Source organism: Allobosea sp. GW821-FHT10B12, from assembly GCF_059415545.1.
The window spans coordinates 351,295-371,531 of the sequence record NZ_JBWKNL010000004.1; the positions used below are offsets into that span (position 1 = coordinate 351,295).

Sequence of the window (20,237 nt, forward strand, 5' to 3'; positions counted from 1 at the left end):
CGAGAGGGCGTGGGTTCAGGCCTGGGCTGTCAGCGCGGCGCGATAGCTGCCGAAATACTTCATGCCGGTGTCGCACATCACGCTGACCACGGTTGCGCCCGGACCGAGGGTCTCGGCCAGCCGCAAGGCGGCGATGACGTTGGCGCCGGTGGAGAGCCCGGCGAACAGGCCCTCCTCGCGCGCCAGCCGGAGCGCCATCGCGCGCGCCTCCTCGGTGGAGATCCGTTCGATCGTATCGGCGATTTCGTCCTGCCAGAGCGGCACGACGAAGCCGGCGCCGACGCCGTCGATCTTGTGCGCGCCGGGAGGACCACCGGACAGCACCGGCGATTCCGCCGGCTCGACTGCGGTAATGCGGACGCCGTCGTTCCGGGCCCGCAGGCCGGCGGCGATGCCGCGCAGCGAGGCGGCGGTGCCGACGCTCTGGACGAAGCCGTCGATACGCCCGCCCGTCTGCTCCCAGATCTCCGCCGCCATCGTCTCATAGGCGGCAAGCTGGTCGCGGTTCTTCATCTGGTCGGTCCAGAAGGCGCCGGTCTCCCCGGCGATGACGCCCGCCGTCGCGATCATGTCGCGGGTCAGCTTCTCCGTCATCTTGCCGCTCTCGCTTTCGATCACGGTCAGCTTCGCGCCGAGGATCGCCATATGGTCGAGTTTCTCTCGGCTGAAGGCGTCGGAGGTAACAATGTGCAGCGGGTAGCGCTTGACCGCACAGACCAGCGCCAGCGAGACCCCGGTGCTGCCGCCGGTGTATTCGACCACCGACCCGCCCGGCTTTAGCCGTCCATCCGTTTCGGCGGCCTCGATCATGGCGAGCGCCATCCGGTCCTTCATGCTGCCGGTCGGGTTTTCGCTTTCGAGCTTGAGCAGGATGCGGGCGCCGTTCGACGACACGATGTGGCGCAGCTGGACGAGCGAGGTCTTGCCGATGCGGTCGAGAATGGTGGATTGAGTCATGCGGCGATCCTTCAAGGGGAGGGGCTTTCCGCCTTCTTGCCCGAAAACCGCATCCGGTCAGGTCCGAAATCCGGACCGCACTCAGGCAAGCTTGGCGCCGCGTTCAGCCAGCAGCGCCCGCAGCACCGAGCGATGGCAATGGGCTTCGTCCTCGCAATAGCAGCCGACCGAGAAGTCGCTGCCATGCGACAGGGTCGCCAGCAGGTCGAGCGCATGGCGCGGCGCCGGCTCGGCCATCTCGGCCTTGAAGGCGCGGGTGAAGCTGGCCCAGTCCTTTTCGCTCTCGGCGGCCTTGGCTTGCGCCATCAATTCGGGGGTCGGCGACAGCACGGGGAACCAGACGTCGAACCAGTTCTCGCTGGCATAGCGCTCCTTCGGCACGCCGCGCGGCACGCGCCGGACCGTGCCGATGCGCGTGCCTTCCGAGGGAGCGCGCTCGGTGCCGAGGCGGACGATGCGGACGCTCATGCGCTGGCCCTTTCATCGCGGCGTGCCGGTGCGATACCGGCGAAGAGGTAGAGCTCGAACCAGTCGGGAAACGCCCGGATCAGCTCGCGCGGTCCCGATAGCGACAGGCCAAGCCGGTTGCTTCCGGCAAAGCTGACATCGCCGCGCCACCACGCGACCAGCGCCGGCAGCGGGCCACGCAAGGTGAGCGTCTCGGGAAAGCCTGGGTTCTGGCTGCAGAACGAGACTTCCGTACGCTTGAGCAGCAGGAAGCGAACGGGATGGCCGCTGATCTCGAAGCGGATGACCAAAGGCTCGTCCGGCAGCGCCGCGAAGCGCACGCGCCGCTGCATGTCGACCAGCAGAGGCTCGAGATCGAGGTCTTCGCGTTCGGCATGGCGCGGCAGCCAGCGCTGGCCCCAGACGCCCATTGCCTTGACCAGTTCGGCGAGCTCCAGCCCGGCTTCGGTCAGCGCGTAGTCGGGGCCGGCGGCGCCTTCGCTGCGACGAAGCGCACCGACCTCGATCAGCGCCTGCAATCGTTCCGACAGCATCGTCTTGGAAATGCGCGGAATGCCACGGCGGATGTCGTTGAAGCGGCTCGCGCCGCAGAGGATCTCGCGGACGATCAGCAGGGTCCAGCGCCCGCCGAGCGTCTCATGGGCGCGCGCCATCGCGCAGAACTGGCCATAGCTGGTCATGGCGCCAGCCTAGCATGGGCGAGGCGTCGATGCGGTCCGAAATCCGGACCGCATCAGGTTCATTCATGCCTAAATGGCTGACAAATTACTTCTCGATCCGCCAGACCGTGCGGAGCGCGGCGCTGACGGTGACCTCGCCCGGCTCGACCTGGACCGGCGCGGAGCCGGCTGCCATGCGATAGGCCCTGACATCGCCCATCGGCCGCACCGGCGGCTCGGCTTCCGCCTCGACGATCGAGACGAGCTCGCCGACCTTGACGCCGAGGCGCTTGGCATAGATTTCGGCCCGGGCGCGCGCCGCTTCCGCCGCCTTGTCGCGGGCCTGGTCCTTGGCCTTGTCCTCGTCGGCAAGGCCGAAGCTGATGCCGGACATGTCGTTGGCACCGGCAGCGACGAGCGCATCGATCAGCGGGCCGGCCTTGGCGAGGTCGCGCACGATCACGGTGATGCCGGTGCGCGCCTCGTAGCCGTCGATCTTCGGCGCACGCGCCTGCGGCGAGGACGAGGCCGAGGGCTGCGTCATGCGCGGTGACAATGCGATCTGGGAGGTCGAGAGGTCGCCCTGGGCGACGCCGGCTGCCTTCACCGCCTCGATCAGCCTGGCCAGCGCCGGAGTGTTCTTCGACAGCGCTTCGGCCGCGGTCTTGCCCTCGCTGACCACGCCGGCATGGACGGTGGCGAGATCGGGCTTCACCCTGACTTCGCCGGTGGTCTGGATCACGATGCCTTCCGCCGGTGCGAGCGGGCCCGGAGTCTGGGCCTGGACCGGGGCGGAGAGGGCCGCGAGCGCGGCAATGATGAGGGCCTTCTTGGTCTTCGACATGATCGTCCTTCGCTGAGGAATAGTCCGCGGAAGCGGGGACCGCTCCTGCGATCAGACCATTCACAACCTATTGGGGCAGCATCAGGACGATGCCCGTCACCGCCCCGCCAGAATCTTCACCCTGCGAGTTTAGAACGAGCACTACCGCTGGCAGCATTGCCTCGTCAGCGTCATCGCACACCCCCCTCGGGAATTCCGCATTCGGCTCGGCTGGTGGAGGTTGAGCTGGAGCCGCCAACCTTGACCCAAAGTGTTTGACGCGCGGCTATAGGTCCAAAAATGCCGCCATTGCCATCCGTGTAGCCGTGCTCGGATAGGAAGCCACACTCGATCACCACGGAAGCGATGGGCTGGTCGGTCAAATTCTCGATGCCGAGCTGCTGGGTCGCTACGTATCCGAGCCACCCCTTCGAAATTTGGAAGCCACCGACATGGAGCTTGGTCCGGCCATCATCCGATGCTTGACCATGGACGACGGCCGGAAGCGACATCGGCAATGCCAACGCTACCAGCCCGACAAATCGCATCAGCGCCCCGCCAGAATCTCGGCGACCTGCGGGATGTCCTTGTCGCCGCGGCCGGAGAGGTTGACGACCATCAGATGGTCCTTCGGCTTCTGGGGGGCGAGCTCGGCGACGCGCGCCAGCGCATGCGCCGATTCCAGCGCCGGGATGATGCCTTCGAGCTTCGAGATCAGCTGGAAGGCCTCGAGCGCCTCCTCGTCCGTCGCCGAGAGATAGGTGGCGCGGCCGGTCTCGTGCAGCCAGGAATGCTCCGGGCCGATGCCGGGATAGTCGAGCCCGGCCGAGATCGAATGGGCATCGTTGATCTGCCCGTCCTCGTTCATCAGCAGATAGGTGCGGTTGCCGTGCAGTACGCCGGGGCGCCCGCCGGTCAGCGAGGCCGCGTGCAGGCCGGAGGGGATGCCGTGGCCGGCGGCCTCGACGCCGTAGATCTCGACGCTCTTGTCGTCAAGGAAGGGGTGGAACAGGCCCATCGCATTGGAGCCGCCGCCAATGCAGGCGACGAGCGAATCCGGCAGGCGGCCCTCAAGCTCGTGCATCTGCTGGCGCGTCTCATTGCCGATGACGCATTGGAAGTCGCGGACCATCGCCGGATAGGGATGGGGGCCTGCAACCGTGCCGATGCAGTAGAAGGTCGACGCGACATTGGTCACCCAATCGCGCAGCGCCTCGTTCATCGCATCCTTCAGCGTCTTGGTGCCGGATTCGACGGGAACGACGGTCGCACCCAGCATCTGCATGCGGAAGACGTTCGGCGCCTGCCGGGCGACGTCGACCGCGCCCATGTAGACGATGCATTCGAGCCCGTAGCGGGCGCAGAGGGTGGCGGTCGCGACGCCGTGCTGGCCGGCGCCGGTCTCGGCGATGATCCGCTTCTTGCCCATGCGCCGGGCGAGCAGGATCTGGCCGAGCACATTGTTCACCTTGTGCGAGCCGGTGTGGTTCAGTTCCTCGCGCTTCAGGTAGACCTTGGCGCCGCCCGATAGGCCGGAGGCCGTCGCAACACTACGAAAGTGCTCGGTGAGGCGCTCGGCAAGATAGAGCGGCGAGGGCCGGCCGACATAGTGCTTCAGCCCGCTCGTCATCTCGGCATGATAGGCTGGGTCGGCCTTGGCGGCGTTGTAGGCCTGCTCCAGCTCGAGGATCAGCGGCATCAACGTCTCGGCGACGAAGCGGCCGCCGAACTGGCCGAAGCGGCCATTCTCATCCGGGCCGTTCCGGAAGCTGTTCGGTGCGTGCGGCGCGTTCATGCCTGGCCTGCCTTCTTCAACTGTGCGGCTGCCGAACGGGCGGCCCTGACGAATTCCGCGATCTTCCTGGCATCCTTGATGCCGGGCGCGCTTTCGACCCCGGAGGAGACGTCGACGCCGTCCGGCCTCGCGATGCGGATGGCCTCCGCGACATTCGCCGGATCGAGCCCGCCCGATAGCATGAAGCGGAAAGCCGGGTCGAGGCCGGCGAGCAGGCCCCAGTCGAAGGGCCTTCCGTGTCCGCCGGGATAAGCGGCGTCCTTGGGCGGCTTGGCGTCGAGCAGGATGCGGTCGGCGACGCCGTAATAGAGCGCGACCTCAGCCAGATCGGCAGCGCTGGCGACGCCGAGCGCCTTCATCACCGGCAGGCCGGTCGCGGCCCTGATCGCGGCGACCTGCTCCGGCGTCTCTTTGCCATGCAACTGCATCCAGTCCGGCCGCACGATCCGCGCGAGCTCGGCTGCCTGCTCCGGCGCGTAGTCGACGACCAGCGCGACGACCTCCGTCGTGCCGCGCGCCTGCGCAGCGAGCTCGGCGGCCTGCGCGGGCGTGACATAGCGCGGGCTCTTCGGGTGGAAGTTGAGGCCGATCATCTCGGCGCCGGCGGCGAGCGCGGCCTCCAGCGTCTCCGGAGTCGAGAGGCCGCAGATCTTGATGGGAAAGGCGTCGCCATGTGTCATGCGGGCGCTCTAGCACATAGCCCTTGCTGCCGCACTCGTGACATGATGCCGGCTGAAACCGGCAGTGCGGGGCGAGAGCGGGCGAGGCATGGGGCGGCGTTTCTTTGCAGGTCTGGCGGCGTTCCTGCTGATGGCCGGCCTCGTCGCGCTCAGCATCTACATGTGGAGCCAGCCCAGGACGCTGAAGCTCGCGGTCGGCCCACTCGGCTCGGACGATGCCAGGCTTGCCGCCGCCCTTGTCCAAGGGCTCAGCCGCGAGAAGAAGCCGGTGCGCCTGCGCCTCGTCCTGACCGAGGGCTCGGCCGAAAGCGCCAGAGCGATCGATGCCGGCAAGGTCGATCTCGCCATCGTTCGCCCCGATGTCGCCCTGCCGGCCAAGGCCGATACGGCGCTGATCACCCGCCGCTCATTCCCCTTCTTCATCGGCTCCAAGGATCTCGGCACCGATCGCATCTCCGGCTTGCGCGGCAAGCGCATCGGCGTGGTGCGCGCACCCTCGGGCAATCTCGACCTCTTGAAGCTGGTGCTCTCGCAATATGAGGTGCGGCCGGAGGAGGTGACGATCGTCCCGCTCGGGCCGGAGGATGTCGCGACTGCCATCACCGACGGCCATATCGACGTGCTCTTCGCCGTCAACGTGCTCAATGCCCGCGTCGTCACCGAGGTCGGCTCGCGCCTGCACCGGGCTTTCGGCGAGAGCCCGACCATCATTCCGATCCGCGAGGCCGATGCCCTCGCCGCCCGCAACCGCGCCATCGAGAGCGGCGAGATCGTCCGCGGTGCGCTCGGCGGCGATCCGCCGCTTCCGGCCGAGAACCTGCCGAGCATCTCGATCACCTCGCGCCTGATGGCGGCGCAGTCGCTCGAAGACAACAGGGTGGGTGAACTGGTCAGCGCGATCCTGTCGCTGCGCGTCACCCTCGCCGCCGATCTTCCGGCGATCCAGGGGCTAGAGACGCCCGAGACCGACAAGGACGCGCCGCTCGCGGTGCATACCGGCGCCGCCGCCTTCATCGATGGCGAGCAGGAGACCTTCTTCGAGCGCTATGGCGACTGGTTCTATCTCGGCGTGATGGCCCTCTCGCTGGTCGGCTCCGGCGCGGCCGGTCTGCTCGGCTATGACAGTTCGACCCGCCGCAAGCGCGCCATGGCCGATCTCAGCCGTCTCGTCGTTCTGCTCGGTGCGATGCGGACTGCGGCGGACGAGCCCGAGCTTTCGGCGATGGAGCGCGAGGCCGACGCTATCCTCGCCGGCGTGCTGGCGAACTATGCCCGCGGCGACATCGATTCCGGCGGGATCGGCGCCTATCGCTTCGCCATGGACCAGCTCGGCCGCGCGGCGACCGAACGGCGCATCGTCCTGGCGGAAGCCGAGGCGGAGTGATCAGCTTTATTCCTGCCGCAAAGGCGGGTCATGCGAGTGGCGCGGCCGCACCGACAGACAGCTCGAGACCCCCTCATGACCTCCGCCTTCGCCTCGCTTGCCCTCGGGACCTTGCTCGCGATCTCCGCCACCGCGCCGCTCCAGGCCCAGGTTCCCGAGAATTGGCCGCAGGTGAAGTGCGAGCGCTGGCGCAGCGCCTATGACGAGGCGCTCAAGCGCTTCGGTAGGAAGGGGCTGGGACAGGAGTTCATCGCCGGCAACGAGGCCTTCATCACCTCCGGCTGCCAGAGCCCGCTCGATGTCTGCCCGCGCAGCGCCGAGGAGCTCAATTTCGCCAATGTCATGGTGATGGCGGGCATGAATGCCAGACTCTCCTCGACCTTCATGCCCTATGCCTGCCGGAAGTCGTGATCCGGCTCTAGAGCAGGGACATGTGCAGGCCGGTCCCGGCGACGACACCGTCGGCGACGGCGAGCGCGACGCTGTGCCGGGCGGTTGCGGCATCGCCTGCCGCATAGACGCCGGTGACGCTCGTCTGCTTCATGCCGTCGACGCGCAGCAGCGGGCCGAACGGGCCAGCGTCGAAGGCGCAGCCGAGGTCTTCGGCCAGCGGGCTCGCCGGGCAGATGCCGGCGGCGACGAAGAGCGCCTTGACCGGCGCCAGCCGGCCATCGGCGAGGCGCAGGCCCGCCATCGCCGTCCCGTCGCCCTCTGCGGCCACGATCGGGGTCCGCTCGACTGTGACGCCGCGCCGCCTCAGCATCGCGCTCGCTTCGGCATCGGGTTCGGCCTCGCCGTTGATGAACAGCGTGACTTCGCCCCAATCGGCGACGAGCGAAGCCTTCAGCGCCGAGAAGGAGCCACTCGCCAGCACGCCGAGCTTGCCGCCGCCGAGCTCATAGCCGTCGCAATAGGGGCAATGCAGCACGCTCTTGCCCCAACGCTCCTTGAGACCTGGGATCGCGGGCAGTTCGTCGCGTACGCCTGTAGCAAGCAACAGGCGTTTCGCTCGATGCTGCTCTCCGCTGGAGTCGGCGACGCTGAAACCGCCGGCTGCGACTTGAGCGTAACTCGCCCTGGCATCCCGCCACACAACAGTCGGATAGGCGAGCAATTGCGCCTTCGCCTCCGCGACGATCGCCGCCGGCTCGCGCCCGTCCTGGCCGAGGAAGCCATGCGAATGGCTGGAGAAACGGTTGCGCCGTTGGCCTTCGTCGATCACCAGGATGCTGCGGCGCGCCCGCGCCAGCTGCAGCCCGGCCGAGAGGCCGGCGAAACTGCCGCCGACGATGATCGCATCATAGGGCTTGGTCGTGCTTGGCATGGACTTGTCTCCGTTCGTCGAAGCGGCGGCTGAAATCCGCCGCAAGTTCGGACAGCCGCACCCGGTCGAAATGGCCGGCGAGCAGCGCCTCAGCCTCAGCGAAAGCCTCGCCCAGCGCTGCGTTCACCGCCTGTTCGACCAGGCATTGCGGGTTCTCGCTGCGATGGCCGAGCGCGATCAAAGCGGGCTCGCCGAGCGCGCGATGGACGTCGCCAAGCGTGATCGCGTCGAGTGGGCGCGCGAGCGTCCAGCCGCCGCCATGGCCCTTCTCCGAGCGCACCAGCCCGGTCTCGCGCAAACCCGCCATGGTGCGGCGGATCACGACCGGATTGGTGCCGAGGCAGGCGGCGAGCTCTTCCGAGGTCATCGGTGTGCCGCGATCGGCCATATGCAGCAGCACGTGCAGGGTGGCCGAGAGGCGACTGTCCTGTTTCATGTAACTTTCAATGTTACATGACCGAGTGCCTGTCAAGCGTCTCCGGAAGTGCAGGCACCGCCCGGTTTCGGTTGCCCAAACGGCGTCAAGCGTTTATGTGCAGCGCAACGAATTCCAGATTCACGCAACGCACAGGCTGCGCCGGCCGGGTTTTCCCTGCCGGCTCGCGGTCTTGAACCAAGGCCGTTTCCCGCATGTCCATGCGCAATATCGCCATCATCGCCCACGTCGACCACGGCAAGACCACGCTCGTCGACAAGCTGCTGCAGCAGTCCGGCGCCTTCCGCGAGAACCAGCGCGTCGCCGAGCGGGTGATGGATTCGAACGACCTCGAGAAGGAGCGCGGCATCACCATCCTGGCCAAGGCCACCTCGGTGGTCTGGAAGGATACGCGCATCAACATCGTCGATACCCCCGGCCACGCCGATTTCGGCGGCGAGGTCGAGCGCATCCTCAATATGGTCGACTCGGCGATCGTGCTGGTCGACGCCGCCGAGGGCCCGATGCCGCAGACCAAGTTCGTGGTCTCCAAGGCGCTGAAGCTCGGCCTTCGCCCGATCGTCGCGATCAACAAGGTCGACAAGCCCGACGCCCGCGTCACCGAGGTGATCAACGAGGTCTTCGATCTCTTCGCCGCGCTCGACGCCACCGACGAGCAGCTTGACTTCCCGATCCTCTACGGCTCGGGCAAGCAGGGCTGGATGGCGCCCTCGCCGGAAGGTCCGCAGGACCAGGGCCTGGCGCCGATGTACGACCTGATCCTGAAGCACGTGCCCGAGCCCAAGGTCGAGGACGGTCCGTTCCGCATGATCGGCACGCTGCTCGAAGCCAACCCCTATCTCGGCCGCATCATCACCGGCCGCGTCACCTCGGGCAGCGCCAAGCCGAACCAGACCGTCAAGGTGCTCTCCGGCGACGGCTCGACCGTCGAGACCGGCCGCATCACCAAGATCCTCGCCTTCCGCGGCCTCGAGCGCCAGCCGATCGAGGAAGCCGTTGCCGGCGACATCGTCTCGATCGCAGGCCTGGTGAAGGGCACCGTCGCCGACACCTTCTGCGATCCGAGCGTCGAGACCCCGATCACGGCGCAGCCGATCGATCCGCCGACGGTGTCGATGACCTTCATGGTCAACGATTCCCCGCTCGCCGGCACCGAAGGCGACAAGGTCACCACCCGCGTCATCCGCGACCGCCTGTTCAAGGAGGCCGAGGGCAATGTCGCGCTGAAGATCGAGGAGGCCTCCGACAAGGACAGCTACATCGTCTCCGGCCGCGGCGAACTGCAGCTCGCCATCCTGATCGAGACCATGCGCCGCGAGGGCTTCGAGCTCGGCGTCTCGCGTCCGCGCGTCGTGCTGAAGCGCGACGAGGCCGGCCAGCTGCTCGAGCCGATCGAAGAGGTCGTCATCGACGTCGACGAGGAGCATTCCGGCGTCGTCGTGCAGAAGATGTCCGAGCGCAAGGCCGACATGCTGGAGATGCGCCCGTCGGGCGGCAATCGCCTGCGGCTCGTCTTCCATGCTCCGACCCGCGGCCTGATTGGCTATCAGGGCGAGCTGCTCACCGACACGCGCGGCACCGCGATCATGAACCGGCTCTTCCACGACTACCTGCCCTATAAGGGCGAGATCGGCGGCCGCCGCAACGGCGTGCTGATCGCGATGGAGACCGGCGAGGCCGTCGCCTACGCGCTCTGGAACCTCGAAGACCGCGGCCCGATGATGATCGAGCCGGGTTGGAAGGTCTATCAGGGCATGATCGTCGGCGAGCACACCCGCGAGAACGATCTCGAAGTGAACGTGCTCAAGGGCAAGAAGCTCACCAACATTCGCACGACGTCGAAGGACGAGGCGGTGCGCCTCACCCCGCCGATCCGGATGACGCTGGAGCGTTCGCTCGCCTGGATCGACGACGACGAGCTCGTCGAAGTCACCCCGAAGTCGATCCGCCTGCGCAAGGGCATCCTCGATCCGAACGAGCGCAAGCGCTCGCAGAAGCAGAAGGCCGAGGTGGCCTGAGCTTGGCCACTGCCGATACTCCGGTCGAGATCCTGCTGATCACCGGCCCGGCCGGGATCGGCAAGTCGACCCTGTGCTGGGAGATGGGCGCAGTGCTGGCTGAGGCCGGCATCGCCCATGTTGCGATCGAGAGCGATGAGCTCGACCGCGTCTTCCCCAAGCCCGGCGCGGAGGATCTCGCTCCCCTCGCGCCCGGCGCCCGCGATGTCAGCCAGCTCAATCTCGCCGCGCTCTGGGGCACCTATCGTGCCCTCGGCCATACCCGCCTGATCATGTCCGGCGTGATGCTCCATGTCGGTTTCGACAGGCGCTGGATCCTCGCCGCGATCCCGCAAGCCCGCATCACCGTGGTGCGCCTGCGCGCCGGCGACGAGAGCTTGCTTGAGCGCCTCGACCGTCGCGAAACGGGAGCGGGCCGCGACGCCCAGATCGAGCGCTCCTTGCGTCAGGCGCGCCGGTTTGCGGGTGAGGCCGCCGGCGATTTCATTGTCGTCGATACCGATGGGATCACGCCCGCCGAGCTGGCGCACGACGTGCTCGGCAAGGCCGGCTGGCTGCCGGTCTCCTGACCGCCAAGGTCGGGCCGTTCGATCATCGCGGGCCCGCCCTGCAGCGGGCGCCATTGTCTCCCGCTTGCGGCTCTGCTCCCTTGCGCTCCGCTATAGAGGGGAAGGATTCAACCATGCAGTTCCGCAATCTCGGCCGCTCCGGCCTGCGCGTCTCGCTCGTCGGCCTCGGCTGCAACAATTTCGGCGGCCGGATCGATCTGGAGGCGGCGCGCAAGGTCGTCGACGCCGCGATCGAGCACGGCATCACCCTGTTCGACACCGCCGACATCTACGGCAATCGCGGTGGTTCGGAGCTGGCGCTGGGCGAACTGCTCGGCGCCCGCCGCAAGGACATCGTGCTCGCCAGCAAGTTCGGCATGAACATGGACGAAGAGGGCGTGAAGAAGGGCGGCTCGCGGCGCTACATCATCGAGGCGGTCGAGGCCTCGCTGAAGCGGATGAAGACCGACTGGATCGATCTCTACCAGATCCACCGGCCTGATCCGCTGACTCCGATCGCCGAGACGCTGCGCGCGCTGGAGGACCTCATCCGCCAGGGCAAGGTCCGCTATATCGGCTGCTCGAACCTGCCGTCCTGGCAGGTGGCCGACGCGCATTGGACGGCCAGGATGCTCGGCATCGAGAACTTCGCCTCGGCCCAGGACGAGTACAGCCTGCTGGTCCGCGGCGCCGAGAAGGAGCTGATCCCGGCCATCAGCCATTTCGGCATGGGGCTCCTGCCCTATTTCCCGCTCGCCAACGGCCTGCTCACCGGCAAGTACCAGCGCGGCGCCCCGATGCCGAACGGCGCGCGCATGACCCGCGAGGCGCAGCGCGCCGGCGAGGTGCTGACCGAGGTGAACTGGGCCAAGACCGAGAAGCTCGCCGCCTTCTGCGAGGCACGCGGCAAGACGCTGCTGGAACTCGCCTTCTCCTGGCTCGCCGCGCAGCCGGTCGTCTCCAGCGTCATCGCCGGCGCGACGAAGCCGGAGCAGATCGCCGCCAACGTCAAGGCGGCTGACTGGGCACTGACCCCGGAAGAGCTGGCCGAGATCGACGCGATCACGCGCTGAAATCCGCCGCGAGAGCGCCTCAAAGACGCCCAACGGCACAGCGAAAGCATTAACCTTGTCTCCCTGCCCTCGCGACGGGGCGGGGAGGCTGTTGTCAAATCTGTGCGCCTGGGCTTCCTTGCGTCAATCGCGTCGGAGAACGCCGGTTTCGTGATGCGTATCGTTCCTCTCTTGGCGTTGGCTCTTTCGCTGCTCGCCCTGCCTGCCGCAGCGCAGGACAAGCCGGCTGCGGCGCCTGCGCCGGAGCCGATGCGCATCGTGCTGACACGCAGCGCCGAGCCGTGCGAGCCCGATTGCCGTGAATGGCTCGCCGCCCAGGGCGCCATCACCAAGGACACGCCCGCCGAGCTGCGTCGCGCCATCGCCGAGCTGAACGGGCGCAAGGTACCGCTGCTGGTCTACTCGACGGGCGGAACCGTCGAAGCCGCGATCGCCATGGGCGAACTCGTCCGCAGGAGCGGCCTCGACATCGCCGTCGCCCGAACCGCTTTCAGCCAGCGCGACCCTGCTATCGGCACCATCGACGAGCGCAGCCCCCTCTGCGCCTCGGCCTGCACGCTCTTCCTCGCCGGCGGGCAACGCCGGATCATCCCGTCGCAGTCGCGCATCGGCGTGCACCAGCAGACCATCGTCGAGACCGAGACGACGACGGTGCGTGACTACAGAATCGTGCGTGGCCGCAGGGAACTGGTCGACGAGAGGACGGAGACGCGGACGGTCAAGCAGGAGCAGGCGACTGGCGAAATCGACGCCAAGATGAGGCGCTACCTCGATGCCATGGGGCTCGATCGCTCCTTCATCGAGGTGACGGTGTCGACGCCGGCCGACACCATGCGCTACCTCAAGCCCGAGGAGATGCTGGCGACCACGATCGCGACCGAGCTCGGCTCGGCTGCGCTCGCCTTCTCGGGCCTGCGGGCCTCGCAGGCACCGAACGCGCCCGCGAGCCTGAACGCGGCGCCGGTGCTGCCGGCGACACTGGTTGCGCCGGCGACCCCGATCGGCTCGGTCGAGCTCGGCCCGCACCGTGGCGGCACCTTGCGGCTGGCGCTGTCAGCCGGGGAAGGGCGCTACCAGCAGACCGCCGCCCTGCAGTTCCATCTCTTCGTCGGCCAGGCGGCCCTGCCGACCCGGCTGCGTACTGTCACGATAACCCTGCCGGGGAGCCCGCTGATCGTTGCCTCGAATGAGGATGGCTCGAGCCCCGAAGGGCCGATGACGGCCGAGGTCCAGCGCGAGTTCATTTGCCGGCTGACGGACCGCAGTTCGGTCTTCCTTCGGGTCGATCCGCCGGCCGAGGACAGCACCCCGGCCAGCTGGCAACGGACAGGAACCGCAGCCGAGGTGCTGCGCCTGCCGACCCTGCGCAGCGCGCTCTGCCGTTGATGACACTCGCTCGGCCGGGCCCGCCTGGTCGGCGGGCCCGGACCGATCATTCAGGCCGTGGCATGCGGCTCGTGCCGGTAGTCCCAGACCGCCCAAGCCGAGACGGCGGCTGTCAGCAGGCCGAGCACCAGATGCGTCCGGAAGGCGCTGGTATTGCCAGTGAAGCCGAGCATCCAGGGCGCGGCGATCAGCCAGAGGCCGAGCGCCAGGTTCACCCACTCCTCCCATTCGGCGAAGGCGGTGAGCGCCGCGATCGCGATCAGGGCGAGGACGGCGCCGACCAGCCAGGCATTACGGGTCGGCATGGTGTCGGCCAGGAAACCCATCATCCAGGGCGAGATGAACAGGAGTGCGCCGAGGATCAGGTTGAGCCAGTCCTGCGGTCGTCTTCCACTCATATTCGCGGTCAACATGATCACCTCCATCGGTGAAGATCATCCAACCACGGCGCCTCGCGCACGAGGCGCTTGGTCGCGATCATTATACGCTCAAGGTAAAAATAGCTCAAGATTGGCCGATAAACGGACATGGCCGGCATGAGCCGGCCATGAGGCGCCTGACAACTTGACGCAGGCGGTGTTCAACTTCGTCGTGACTTAAGCTGATGGTGCTGCTCACTTGGCCGAGAGCAGTTCCTTGACCGAAAGCAGCACCAGCTCGTTGTCATCGGCCTTCTTCGGATCGCGCGACGACGAGAACGGCAGGTTGTTGTCGTTGCCGACGACGATGATGCCATTGGCGAGGTCGACCACGTCGACGTTCTCGATGGTGAAGAACGGGAAGGGCAGCACGCCGTCGATCGCGCCCTGCTTCGCCTTCTTGTCGGGGTCGGCGATCTTCATCAGGTCGATATAGCCGACCTTGCGCACGGGCTTGCCGACATTGGCGTCGGTCATCTCGATCTTGACGATGCGCTTGAACTTGGCGAGGTCGTGGAAGCAGTCCGGGCCCTTCTGGCCGGCGGCGCAGGCCTTGTCGGCGGTGCCTTCGCCATTATCGCGCTCAATGATCAGCGCGGTCGTGGCGTCGATCATGTTGAAGTCGCCGATGGCGAGGCCCTTCTGCTCGAGCGGGAAGAACCAGGAGCGGCCGGTCCACTTCTCGGCCTGCACGTCGAATTCGAGGATGCGCAGCACTTCCTTGCCGTCGACCTCCTCATTGCCCTTGGTCTCGGCGTTCCAGAGCGGGCCTTCCAGCAGCGGGTAGAGGAAGCGGCCATCCGGCGACTGCGCCATGCCCTCATAGCCCTTGGAGCGGCGGACATTGAATTCGACCGGCAGGTTCGGCGCGCCCGGCGTGGTCACGGCATAATGGTCGGGCGAGCGGGCCGGCTTGCCGTCGACCGTGGTCTCGAACACCGCCTCGACCTTGCCGTTGGCGTCGACGCGGATCAGATAGGGGCCGAACTCGTCGCCGATCCAGTACTTGCCGCCGATCGGCTGGATCGATTCCGGGTCGAAATCGGCGCCGGTCAGGTAGCGCTTCTCGGTGCCTTCATTGGCGATGCGGAACGGCACCTTCTTGTCGGGATCGTGCAGGAAGGTGGTCGCGGTACGCTCGACCGTACCCGCATTGAAGTCAGTCTTGAGGCGGTGGAAGAACAGCATTGCGTCCGGCGAGTTCGCCTTGGCGCCGAAGCCGTTGTCCGTCAGCACCAGGAACTCGCCATTGCCGAGCGAGCGGATGCCGGAGAAGCCCTGCACCGGCTGGCCGGCGAAGGGGGTGGAGAGGCCGGTCGGGCGCCCGCCCGAGGTGCCCACCACCGTGCCGATCTGCTCGATGCGCTTGCCAGGGGTGGTGAACTTGCCGGAGACCTTGAGGTCGGCCGGAGCATCGGCCGGGGCCGGGATGATGGTGTTGGCCGGCAGCAGGGCATGGCCGACCAGCTTGGCCGGGAATTCCTTGGGCGCTCCTTGCGGCGCATCCTGCGCGCCGGCGAGCATGGTGGACGACAGAAGCAGGGCGGCGGCGAGGCGCAGACGCATGGGACACTCCAGTTAGGGAAGAGCGGGACGGCCCCGCTTCGCGCCCGCATCTTGCAGTCGCGCGACAGCGGCGTGACGCTTGCGTGACGGCGCTACTTGCCCTCCGCCCTGCGGATCGCCTCGTCGAGGTCCTGCCATTCATGGCAGCGGCCGCAGAGCCTGGCGAGCTTGTCGAGATTGGCCTTGGCCGAGGCCATGTCGCCGGTCTCGATGAACCATTCGCCCTGATATTCCAGCGCTGGCAGATAGGTCGGGTCGCGCAGCAGCGCGGCGTCGTAGAACTGCTTCGAGACCGGATAGTTCTTCAGTTTGCGCTGCGAGAAGGCGATCCAGTTGAGCAGCACCGGCGAATCCGGCTGGTGCTTCAATAGGGTCATCAGCTTCTCGATCGCTGGCGCGTAGTTCTTCTCCTCGATCCAGCGCCGCGCCTGGCGGTAATCGGGGTCCTCGTCGAGATAGGTCCAGTCGGGGCCGACGGCCTGTGCCGTCCCAAGCGAGAAAAGCAGCGCCAGCGCGCCGCCGATAAAACCGCTGCGCATCCCATCCTCCCTGCTTCCAGCCGAAACCAAAGCACGGCCCCGGCGTTTCCACCAGCAGAGCAGGATGGAACGCTTCCATGACAGAGGTTTTGCGACAGGGAACGCCGGTGAGCTGGCAATGGGACGCCCACAGGGCGCAGGGCAAGGTCGAACAGGCTTTCACCCGCGCCGTCAGCCGCACGGTCAAGGGCAAGCGCATCCGCCGCAAGGGCACGGTCGAGGAACCGGCCTATCTCCTGCGTCAGGACGATGGCGGTCGCGCCCTGAAGTCGCACAGCGAACTCGAGGACGAGAGATGAGCATCGCCCATGTCGACCTGACCCCGCCGCATCGTGTCGCCGAGAACGCCGGCAAGGGCCTGCGCCTGCGTCGGCAGTTCAATCGCGGCGGCACGGTGATCGGCGTCGCCCGCGCCCGCGACCTCAGCAACCGCCGCTGCCTCAGCACCGAGACGATCGAGCGCATGGCCAGCTATTTCTCCCGCCACGCCGTCGACAAGCAGGCCAAGGGTTTCGGTGACAGCAAGGAGCCGTCTGCCGGCTACATCGCCTGGCTGCTCTGGGGCGGCGACGAAGGCCACGATTGGGCGCAGCGCAAGCTGGCTGAGATCGCCGGGCAGGACGAGCGGAAAAGGGCGTGAGGATTCAGCCGGTCGCCAGCAGCCGGCGCGCGAAGCTGCCGCCGCCATCTCCCGTCGAGACCTCACCGACACGGTTGAGCGAAACGAGAATTCCATGCACGGCCGGCTTGATACGGAGTCCCTGGTGAAAGCGCAGGGCGATCGCACTGGCGTCGAGCGGTGCCTCTGAGGCGGCCAGAATCGCGAGGACGGTTGCAACGCGCTCGACCGGTTGGGTCGGAAAGCTCGGCTTGACGGCCGGCGTCGGCATGACGAGCAATTCCGCCGCCGCGATCTGTTCGCCCGCCGCCGCTTCCCGCCCAAAGCGCGGCCGTTGATAATCCGGTCTGAGCCAGCGGACCTCGCCGCGCTTCTCCTCCCGAGTCCTTTCGCGGTTCAACATGACTAGATTTTTGAGGATCACCTCTTCGCCGGCATCGGCCGCTAGCCCGTAAGCTGCGGCGACTGCAGCATCTATCGCGTCGTGGTGCTCGTTCAGGATCAGCACCAGGCCGCGATCCCGAATCTCGGCCTCGGCGGGCGAGAGCGGCGCGCCGGCCAGTACTGCCTCGCGAACATTGTAGAGTTTGGTCAGCGTCAGGCCGGGATGCTCGGCCAGCACCTGCTTGCGTAACGCATCGAGCGCCTCGGCCGGAGCTCGGATCACTTCCTTCTGTGCTTCGCTCACGTCGGGAAAAGGGAAGGGATCGAAACAGCGGGATTTTGAGTAGCGTGGGTCGTTGCCGACGCCCAGCCAGCCGCCTGCACGCAATGCCCAGACACAATGGAACCGTGACAACAGCACGCCGAGATGGAAGGCATCCGACAGTGCGACGGCGACCAACATGTTGTCCGGCAGCACGCCAGCGTCGAGAAATTGAAAGACGCGGTGCTTCGCCGTCTCGACCGTGGCGATATAGCGCTGCAGGCCGTGAAGGGCCGGACGAAGCTCTTTGCGCGGTTCGCCAAAAATCCACCAGAGATCGCGGTATGACCGGCGGTTGTTGGCATCTCGTCCGATCAGCTTGCCGGTAGCGTCCTTCTCTTCTTTTACCTGCAGCTTGACGTGCTGGTAGACCTCCGGGAAGCGCTCACGCACCTCGCTCGCCGTCAACCCGAACAGGTCGATCGCCATGACGCCACGCGGTCGGGCGGTCAGGTCGCGGCCATTGCGATAGGACCGGATATGGTCTTCCAGCCCTTGCCGCCGGCCGAGGCCGAGCGCCTGTGCTTCGGCAGGCGTAATGAGGAAGCCGGAGCCGTGGAGCTTCATTCCGGGCGAGCAGAGTCCGCCATTCGCCCGGAGCTCCTGGGCCGAAGTGATGTCGGTCCCGATCGTGAGGTCGGCATTGATACGGCCCTGCTGTTCGTTCAGCGCGATCTGCGGCTGGTCGCTGTCCAGCGCCGATTCGGAGATCACTTCGCACAGCCGCCCTTCGTGCCGGCCGGCCTCGGCGACAGTCATGGCGATCCGCACCGCTGCTGCGTCCTTGCCGACCCGGGTCCAAGGGTGATCGGGGACTGCCAACAGCAGCGAGATCGGCTTCTTGCCGTCGAGATGGCGCTGAACCACGCGACGCTGGAAGAGCTGAGTGATCGAGTTCGTGGTGACCAGGCCGAAGCGCCGCAGCTTCGTTCCCGGGCGCGTCAGCAATTCCGCGGCCCGATCCCACCAGTACATCACATAATCGGCGCTCTCGTTCATCTGCGGATGCGCCGCCCACAGCGCCTCGGCGTAGAGGCTGCCGAGGCGAGCGCGGATGTCCTTGCCGCCGATGAAGGGCGGGTTGCCGACGATGAACTCGGCCTCCGGCCAGGCCGGCCGGCGTGGCTTGGGCAGCGTCTCCTTGCCGTCGCGCCATTGCGGCACCGGCCAGCCATCCCACGCGAGCACGGCGTCGCGCCGGTAAATGTGGTCGAGCCGCTCCAGGATCGGCTCGCGCGGCGCGTAGCCGCGCGTCCGGAAATGCCATTGCAGATGGCCGATCCAGAGCACGAGATCGGCGATCGCGACGGCGCGGCGATTGGTGTCCATGCCGAGGAACTGGTGCGGCCCGACATGGCGGTCGGCGATACCGCCGAGCCGCTCGCGGCTGCCGAGTTCGCCGGCGGCGTCGAGCACCTCGCCTTCGAGCTTCTTCATCAGCTCTTGCGCGACATGCAGGAAGTTGCCTGTACCGCAGCCAGGGTCGAGCACGCGCGTCTCGCACAGCGAGCGATGGAACTCCTCGATCAGCGCCAGCGCCTTGCGCTGGTCGCCGGAATCGCGCGCCTGCTGGGCGGCACCGAGCACATGGCGCCAGTCCTCGCGCAGCGGCGCGATCACCGTCTCGACCACGAGCCGCTCGACATAGGCGCGCGGCGTGTAGTGCGCCCCGAGCCGGGCGCGCTCGGCGGGATCGAGCGCCTGTTCCAGCATGGTGCCGAAGATCGAGGGCTCGACACCCTTCCAGTCGTGTTCGGCGGCGGCCAGCAATTCGCCGATCTCGGCCTTCTCCAACGCGAAGACGCGGGCGTCCTCGAACAGCTTGCCGTTGAAACGCCGCATCGTTGTGCGCAGCGTGATCGAGTAGCCGCCCTTGTCCATCACCCGCCAGAGTTCCTCGACCAGTGGCCGGAAGGCGGTCGGGTTGTCGCGGCAGTCGCGCAGCAGGGCCTTGAAGGAATCCTTCGGGATCAGCTCGGCGTCCTCGGCGAACATCGTGAAGACGCAGCGCATCAGGAACAGCGCGACCTCCTCCGGATCGTGCTCGCGCTCCAGCGCCTTCGACACTGCCGCGAGCCGTTCGGCGATCTTGCGCGTCACCCTGACGGCATTGCGGGTCGGGTCGAGCACGAGCGGCTCCCGCCAGATCGCGGCCATGCGTTCGCGCACTTCCGGCTCGCGCAGATCGTCGAGGTAGACGCGGTAGCGCTGCCGGTCGGGGAACTGGACGTAGTTCTTCCCCTGGCCGGTGAAGTCGGCATAGAGCTCGAAACAGTGCCCGACATCGCAGATGATCAGGAAGGGCGGCCAGCCATGCGTCGCCGGCAGCGCCTTGGCATAGTCCTCGGCCTGGCGGCGGGCGTTGAGCATCAGCACATCCCAGCCGCGATCGGCACCGCGTCGCCCGCGCGGGCCTGATGGCTCGGTCAGGGCAAGACTGCCCTGCGCCGGCAGGATTTCCTTGATCTGGCCCTTCAGCCGGCTCTGCTTGGCTTCGAGGACGAAGCAGGATTTCTTGTAGAGATCGATCCGCCCGGTAGTCGCCGCGCCCGCCGGATCCCGGAACTTCACCGGATACTCGAAGCGGTAGGTCACCGCCTCGGCGTCGCTGGTCGGCGGCAGTGGCGTCTCGACACCGATCAGTCGGCAGAATTCGGTCAGGAACTGTGCATAGGCCGCGCGCTCGGCCCCTTCCGAAGCACGCCAGCGCGCAATGAAGGCTTCGACATCGTCGACGCCCTCTCCGGCTTCGCCCCCCGGCATGGCTGCAGCCTTATGGTTGATAATTGGCTATTAATGCAATTAATGCGAGCGTTATCGATCCTGTCAACTCCTGT

General features: G+C 67.0%; 21 protein-coding genes. 8 read left to right on the forward strand and 13 right to left on the reverse strand.

Going from position 1 to position 20,237, the window contains the following annotated elements; genetic code table 11:
* Positions 1-15: 15 nt before the first annotated feature.
* The 7 genes from AC07O0_RS16290 to AC07O0_RS16320 all read right to left on the reverse strand — a co-directional run bounded on the left by AC07O0_RS16290 (position 16) and on the right by AC07O0_RS16320 (position 5,382).
* Positions 16-957 (reverse strand): PLP-dependent cysteine synthase family protein, encoded by a 942-nt coding sequence (locus AC07O0_RS16290; protein WP_494624728.1) that lies wholly within the window; start codon positions 955-957, stop codon positions 16-18.
* A gap of 81 nt (positions 958-1,038) precedes the next feature.
* Positions 1,039-1,425, reverse strand: coding sequence for a DUF488 domain-containing protein (locus tag AC07O0_RS16295; protein WP_494624729.1), 387 nt, complete (start codon positions 1,423-1,425; stop codon positions 1,039-1,041).
* Positions 1,422-2,105 carry a winged helix-turn-helix transcriptional regulator gene (locus tag AC07O0_RS16300; protein ID WP_494624730.1) on the reverse strand — a complete coding sequence of 228 codons (684 nt, stop codon included), beginning with the start codon at positions 2,103-2,105 and terminating at the stop codon, positions 1,422-1,424. The genes AC07O0_RS16295 and AC07O0_RS16300 overlap by 4 nt, the downstream gene beginning before the upstream one ends.
* A gap of 85 nt (positions 2,106-2,190) precedes the next feature.
* Positions 2,191-2,928, reverse strand: coding sequence for an SIMPL domain-containing protein (locus AC07O0_RS16305; RefSeq protein WP_494624731.1), 738 nt, complete (start codon positions 2,926-2,928; stop codon positions 2,191-2,193).
* Between the two features lie 170 nt (positions 2,929-3,098).
* Entirely contained in the window at positions 3,099-3,455 is a 357-nt protein-coding gene (locus tag AC07O0_RS16310) for a hypothetical protein (RefSeq protein WP_494624732.1), read from the reverse strand.
* Positions 3,455-4,702, reverse strand: coding sequence for a tryptophan synthase subunit beta (gene trpB / locus AC07O0_RS16315; protein WP_494624733.1), 1,248 nt, complete (start codon positions 4,700-4,702; stop codon positions 3,455-3,457). The genes AC07O0_RS16310 and trpB overlap by 1 nt, the downstream gene beginning before the upstream one ends.
* Positions 4,699-5,382: a phosphoribosylanthranilate isomerase gene (locus AC07O0_RS16320; RefSeq protein WP_494624734.1), complete on the reverse strand. Its 684-nt coding sequence runs from the start codon at positions 5,380-5,382 to the stop codon at positions 4,699-4,701. The genes trpB and AC07O0_RS16320 overlap by 4 nt, the downstream gene beginning before the upstream one ends.
* 88 nt (positions 5,383-5,470) lie before the next feature.
* On the opposite strand from AC07O0_RS16320, the gene AC07O0_RS16325 reads away from it, so the two are divergent.
* Positions 5,471-6,766, forward strand: coding sequence for a TAXI family TRAP transporter solute-binding subunit (locus tag AC07O0_RS16325; RefSeq protein WP_494624735.1), 1,296 nt, complete (start codon positions 5,471-5,473; stop codon positions 6,764-6,766).
* 75 nt (positions 6,767-6,841) lie between these two features.
* Positions 6,842-7,177, forward strand: a complete 336-nt coding sequence (locus AC07O0_RS16330) for a hypothetical protein (RefSeq protein WP_494624736.1) — start codon at positions 6,842-6,844, stop codon at positions 7,175-7,177.
* Between the two features lie 7 nt (positions 7,178-7,184).
* On the opposite strand, the gene AC07O0_RS16335 is transcribed toward AC07O0_RS16330, so the two are convergent.
* Together AC07O0_RS16335 and AC07O0_RS16340 are read right to left on the reverse strand one after the other, a co-directional pair.
* Positions 7,185-8,090, reverse strand: a complete 906-nt coding sequence (locus tag AC07O0_RS16335) for an NAD(P)/FAD-dependent oxidoreductase (protein WP_494624737.1) — start codon at positions 8,088-8,090, stop codon at positions 7,185-7,187.
* On the reverse strand, positions 8,065-8,526 hold the full coding sequence (locus AC07O0_RS16340; RefSeq protein WP_494624738.1) for an Rrf2 family transcriptional regulator: 462 nt from the start codon (positions 8,524-8,526) through the stop codon (positions 8,065-8,067). The genes AC07O0_RS16335 and AC07O0_RS16340 overlap by 26 nt, the downstream gene beginning before the upstream one ends.
* Positions 8,527-8,720: 194 nt before the next feature.
* On the opposite strand from AC07O0_RS16340, the gene typA reads away from it, so the two are divergent.
* The 4 genes from typA to AC07O0_RS16360 all read left to right on the forward strand — a co-directional run bounded on the left by typA (position 8,721) and on the right by AC07O0_RS16360 (position 13,551).
* Complete coding sequence (gene typA, locus AC07O0_RS16345) at positions 8,721-10,544, forward strand: translational GTPase TypA (protein WP_494624739.1); 1,824 nt, start codon at positions 8,721-8,723, stop codon at positions 10,542-10,544.
* 2 nt (positions 10,545-10,546) lie between these two features.
* A complete protein-coding gene (locus AC07O0_RS16350) occupies positions 10,547-11,113 on the forward strand; it encodes a hypothetical protein (RefSeq protein ID WP_494624740.1) in 567 nt (188 codons plus the stop codon).
* Between the two features lie 113 nt (positions 11,114-11,226).
* On the forward strand, positions 11,227-12,165 hold the full coding sequence (locus tag AC07O0_RS16355) for an aldo/keto reductase (RefSeq protein WP_494624741.1): 939 nt from the start codon (positions 11,227-11,229) through the stop codon (positions 12,163-12,165).
* Positions 12,166-12,318: 153 nt separating this feature from the next.
* Entirely contained in the window at positions 12,319-13,551 is a 1,233-nt protein-coding gene (locus AC07O0_RS16360; RefSeq protein WP_494624742.1) for a COG3904 family protein, read from the forward strand.
* A 50-nt stretch (positions 13,552-13,601) separates the two neighbouring features.
* Here AC07O0_RS16360 and AC07O0_RS16365 read toward each other — a convergent pair whose 3' ends face one another.
* The 3 genes from AC07O0_RS16365 to AC07O0_RS16375 all read right to left on the reverse strand — a co-directional run bounded on the left by AC07O0_RS16365 (position 13,602) and on the right by AC07O0_RS16375 (position 16,075).
* A complete protein-coding gene (locus AC07O0_RS16365) occupies positions 13,602-13,964 on the reverse strand; it encodes an SPW repeat protein (protein WP_494624743.1) in 363 nt (120 codons plus the stop codon).
* A gap of 201 nt (positions 13,965-14,165) precedes the next feature.
* Positions 14,166-15,536, reverse strand: coding sequence for an esterase-like activity of phytase family protein (locus AC07O0_RS16370; RefSeq protein ID WP_494624744.1), 1,371 nt, complete (start codon positions 15,534-15,536; stop codon positions 14,166-14,168).
* A gap of 92 nt (positions 15,537-15,628) precedes the next feature.
* Positions 15,629-16,075 (reverse strand): tetratricopeptide repeat protein, encoded by a 447-nt coding sequence (locus AC07O0_RS16375; protein ID WP_494624745.1) that lies wholly within the window; start codon positions 16,073-16,075, stop codon positions 15,629-15,631.
* 77 nt (positions 16,076-16,152) lie between these two features.
* Here AC07O0_RS16375 and AC07O0_RS16380 point away from each other — a divergent pair, with 77 nt between their 5' ends.
* Both AC07O0_RS16380 and AC07O0_RS16385 read left to right on the forward strand, forming a co-directional pair.
* Positions 16,153-16,374 carry a hypervirulence associated TUDOR domain-containing protein gene (locus tag AC07O0_RS16380; protein ID WP_494624746.1) on the forward strand — a complete coding sequence of 74 codons (222 nt, stop codon included), beginning with the start codon at positions 16,153-16,155 and terminating at the stop codon, positions 16,372-16,374.
* On the forward strand, positions 16,371-16,715 hold the full coding sequence (locus AC07O0_RS16385) for a hypothetical protein (protein WP_494624747.1): 345 nt from the start codon (positions 16,371-16,373) through the stop codon (positions 16,713-16,715). The genes AC07O0_RS16380 and AC07O0_RS16385 overlap by 4 nt, the downstream gene beginning before the upstream one ends.
* Positions 16,716-16,719: 4 nt before the next feature.
* On the opposite strand, the gene AC07O0_RS16390 is transcribed toward AC07O0_RS16385, so the two are convergent.
* Complete coding sequence (locus AC07O0_RS16390) at positions 16,720-20,163, reverse strand: class I SAM-dependent DNA methyltransferase (protein WP_494624748.1); 3,444 nt, start codon at positions 20,161-20,163, stop codon at positions 16,720-16,722.
* Positions 20,164-20,237: the final 74 nt, after the last annotated feature.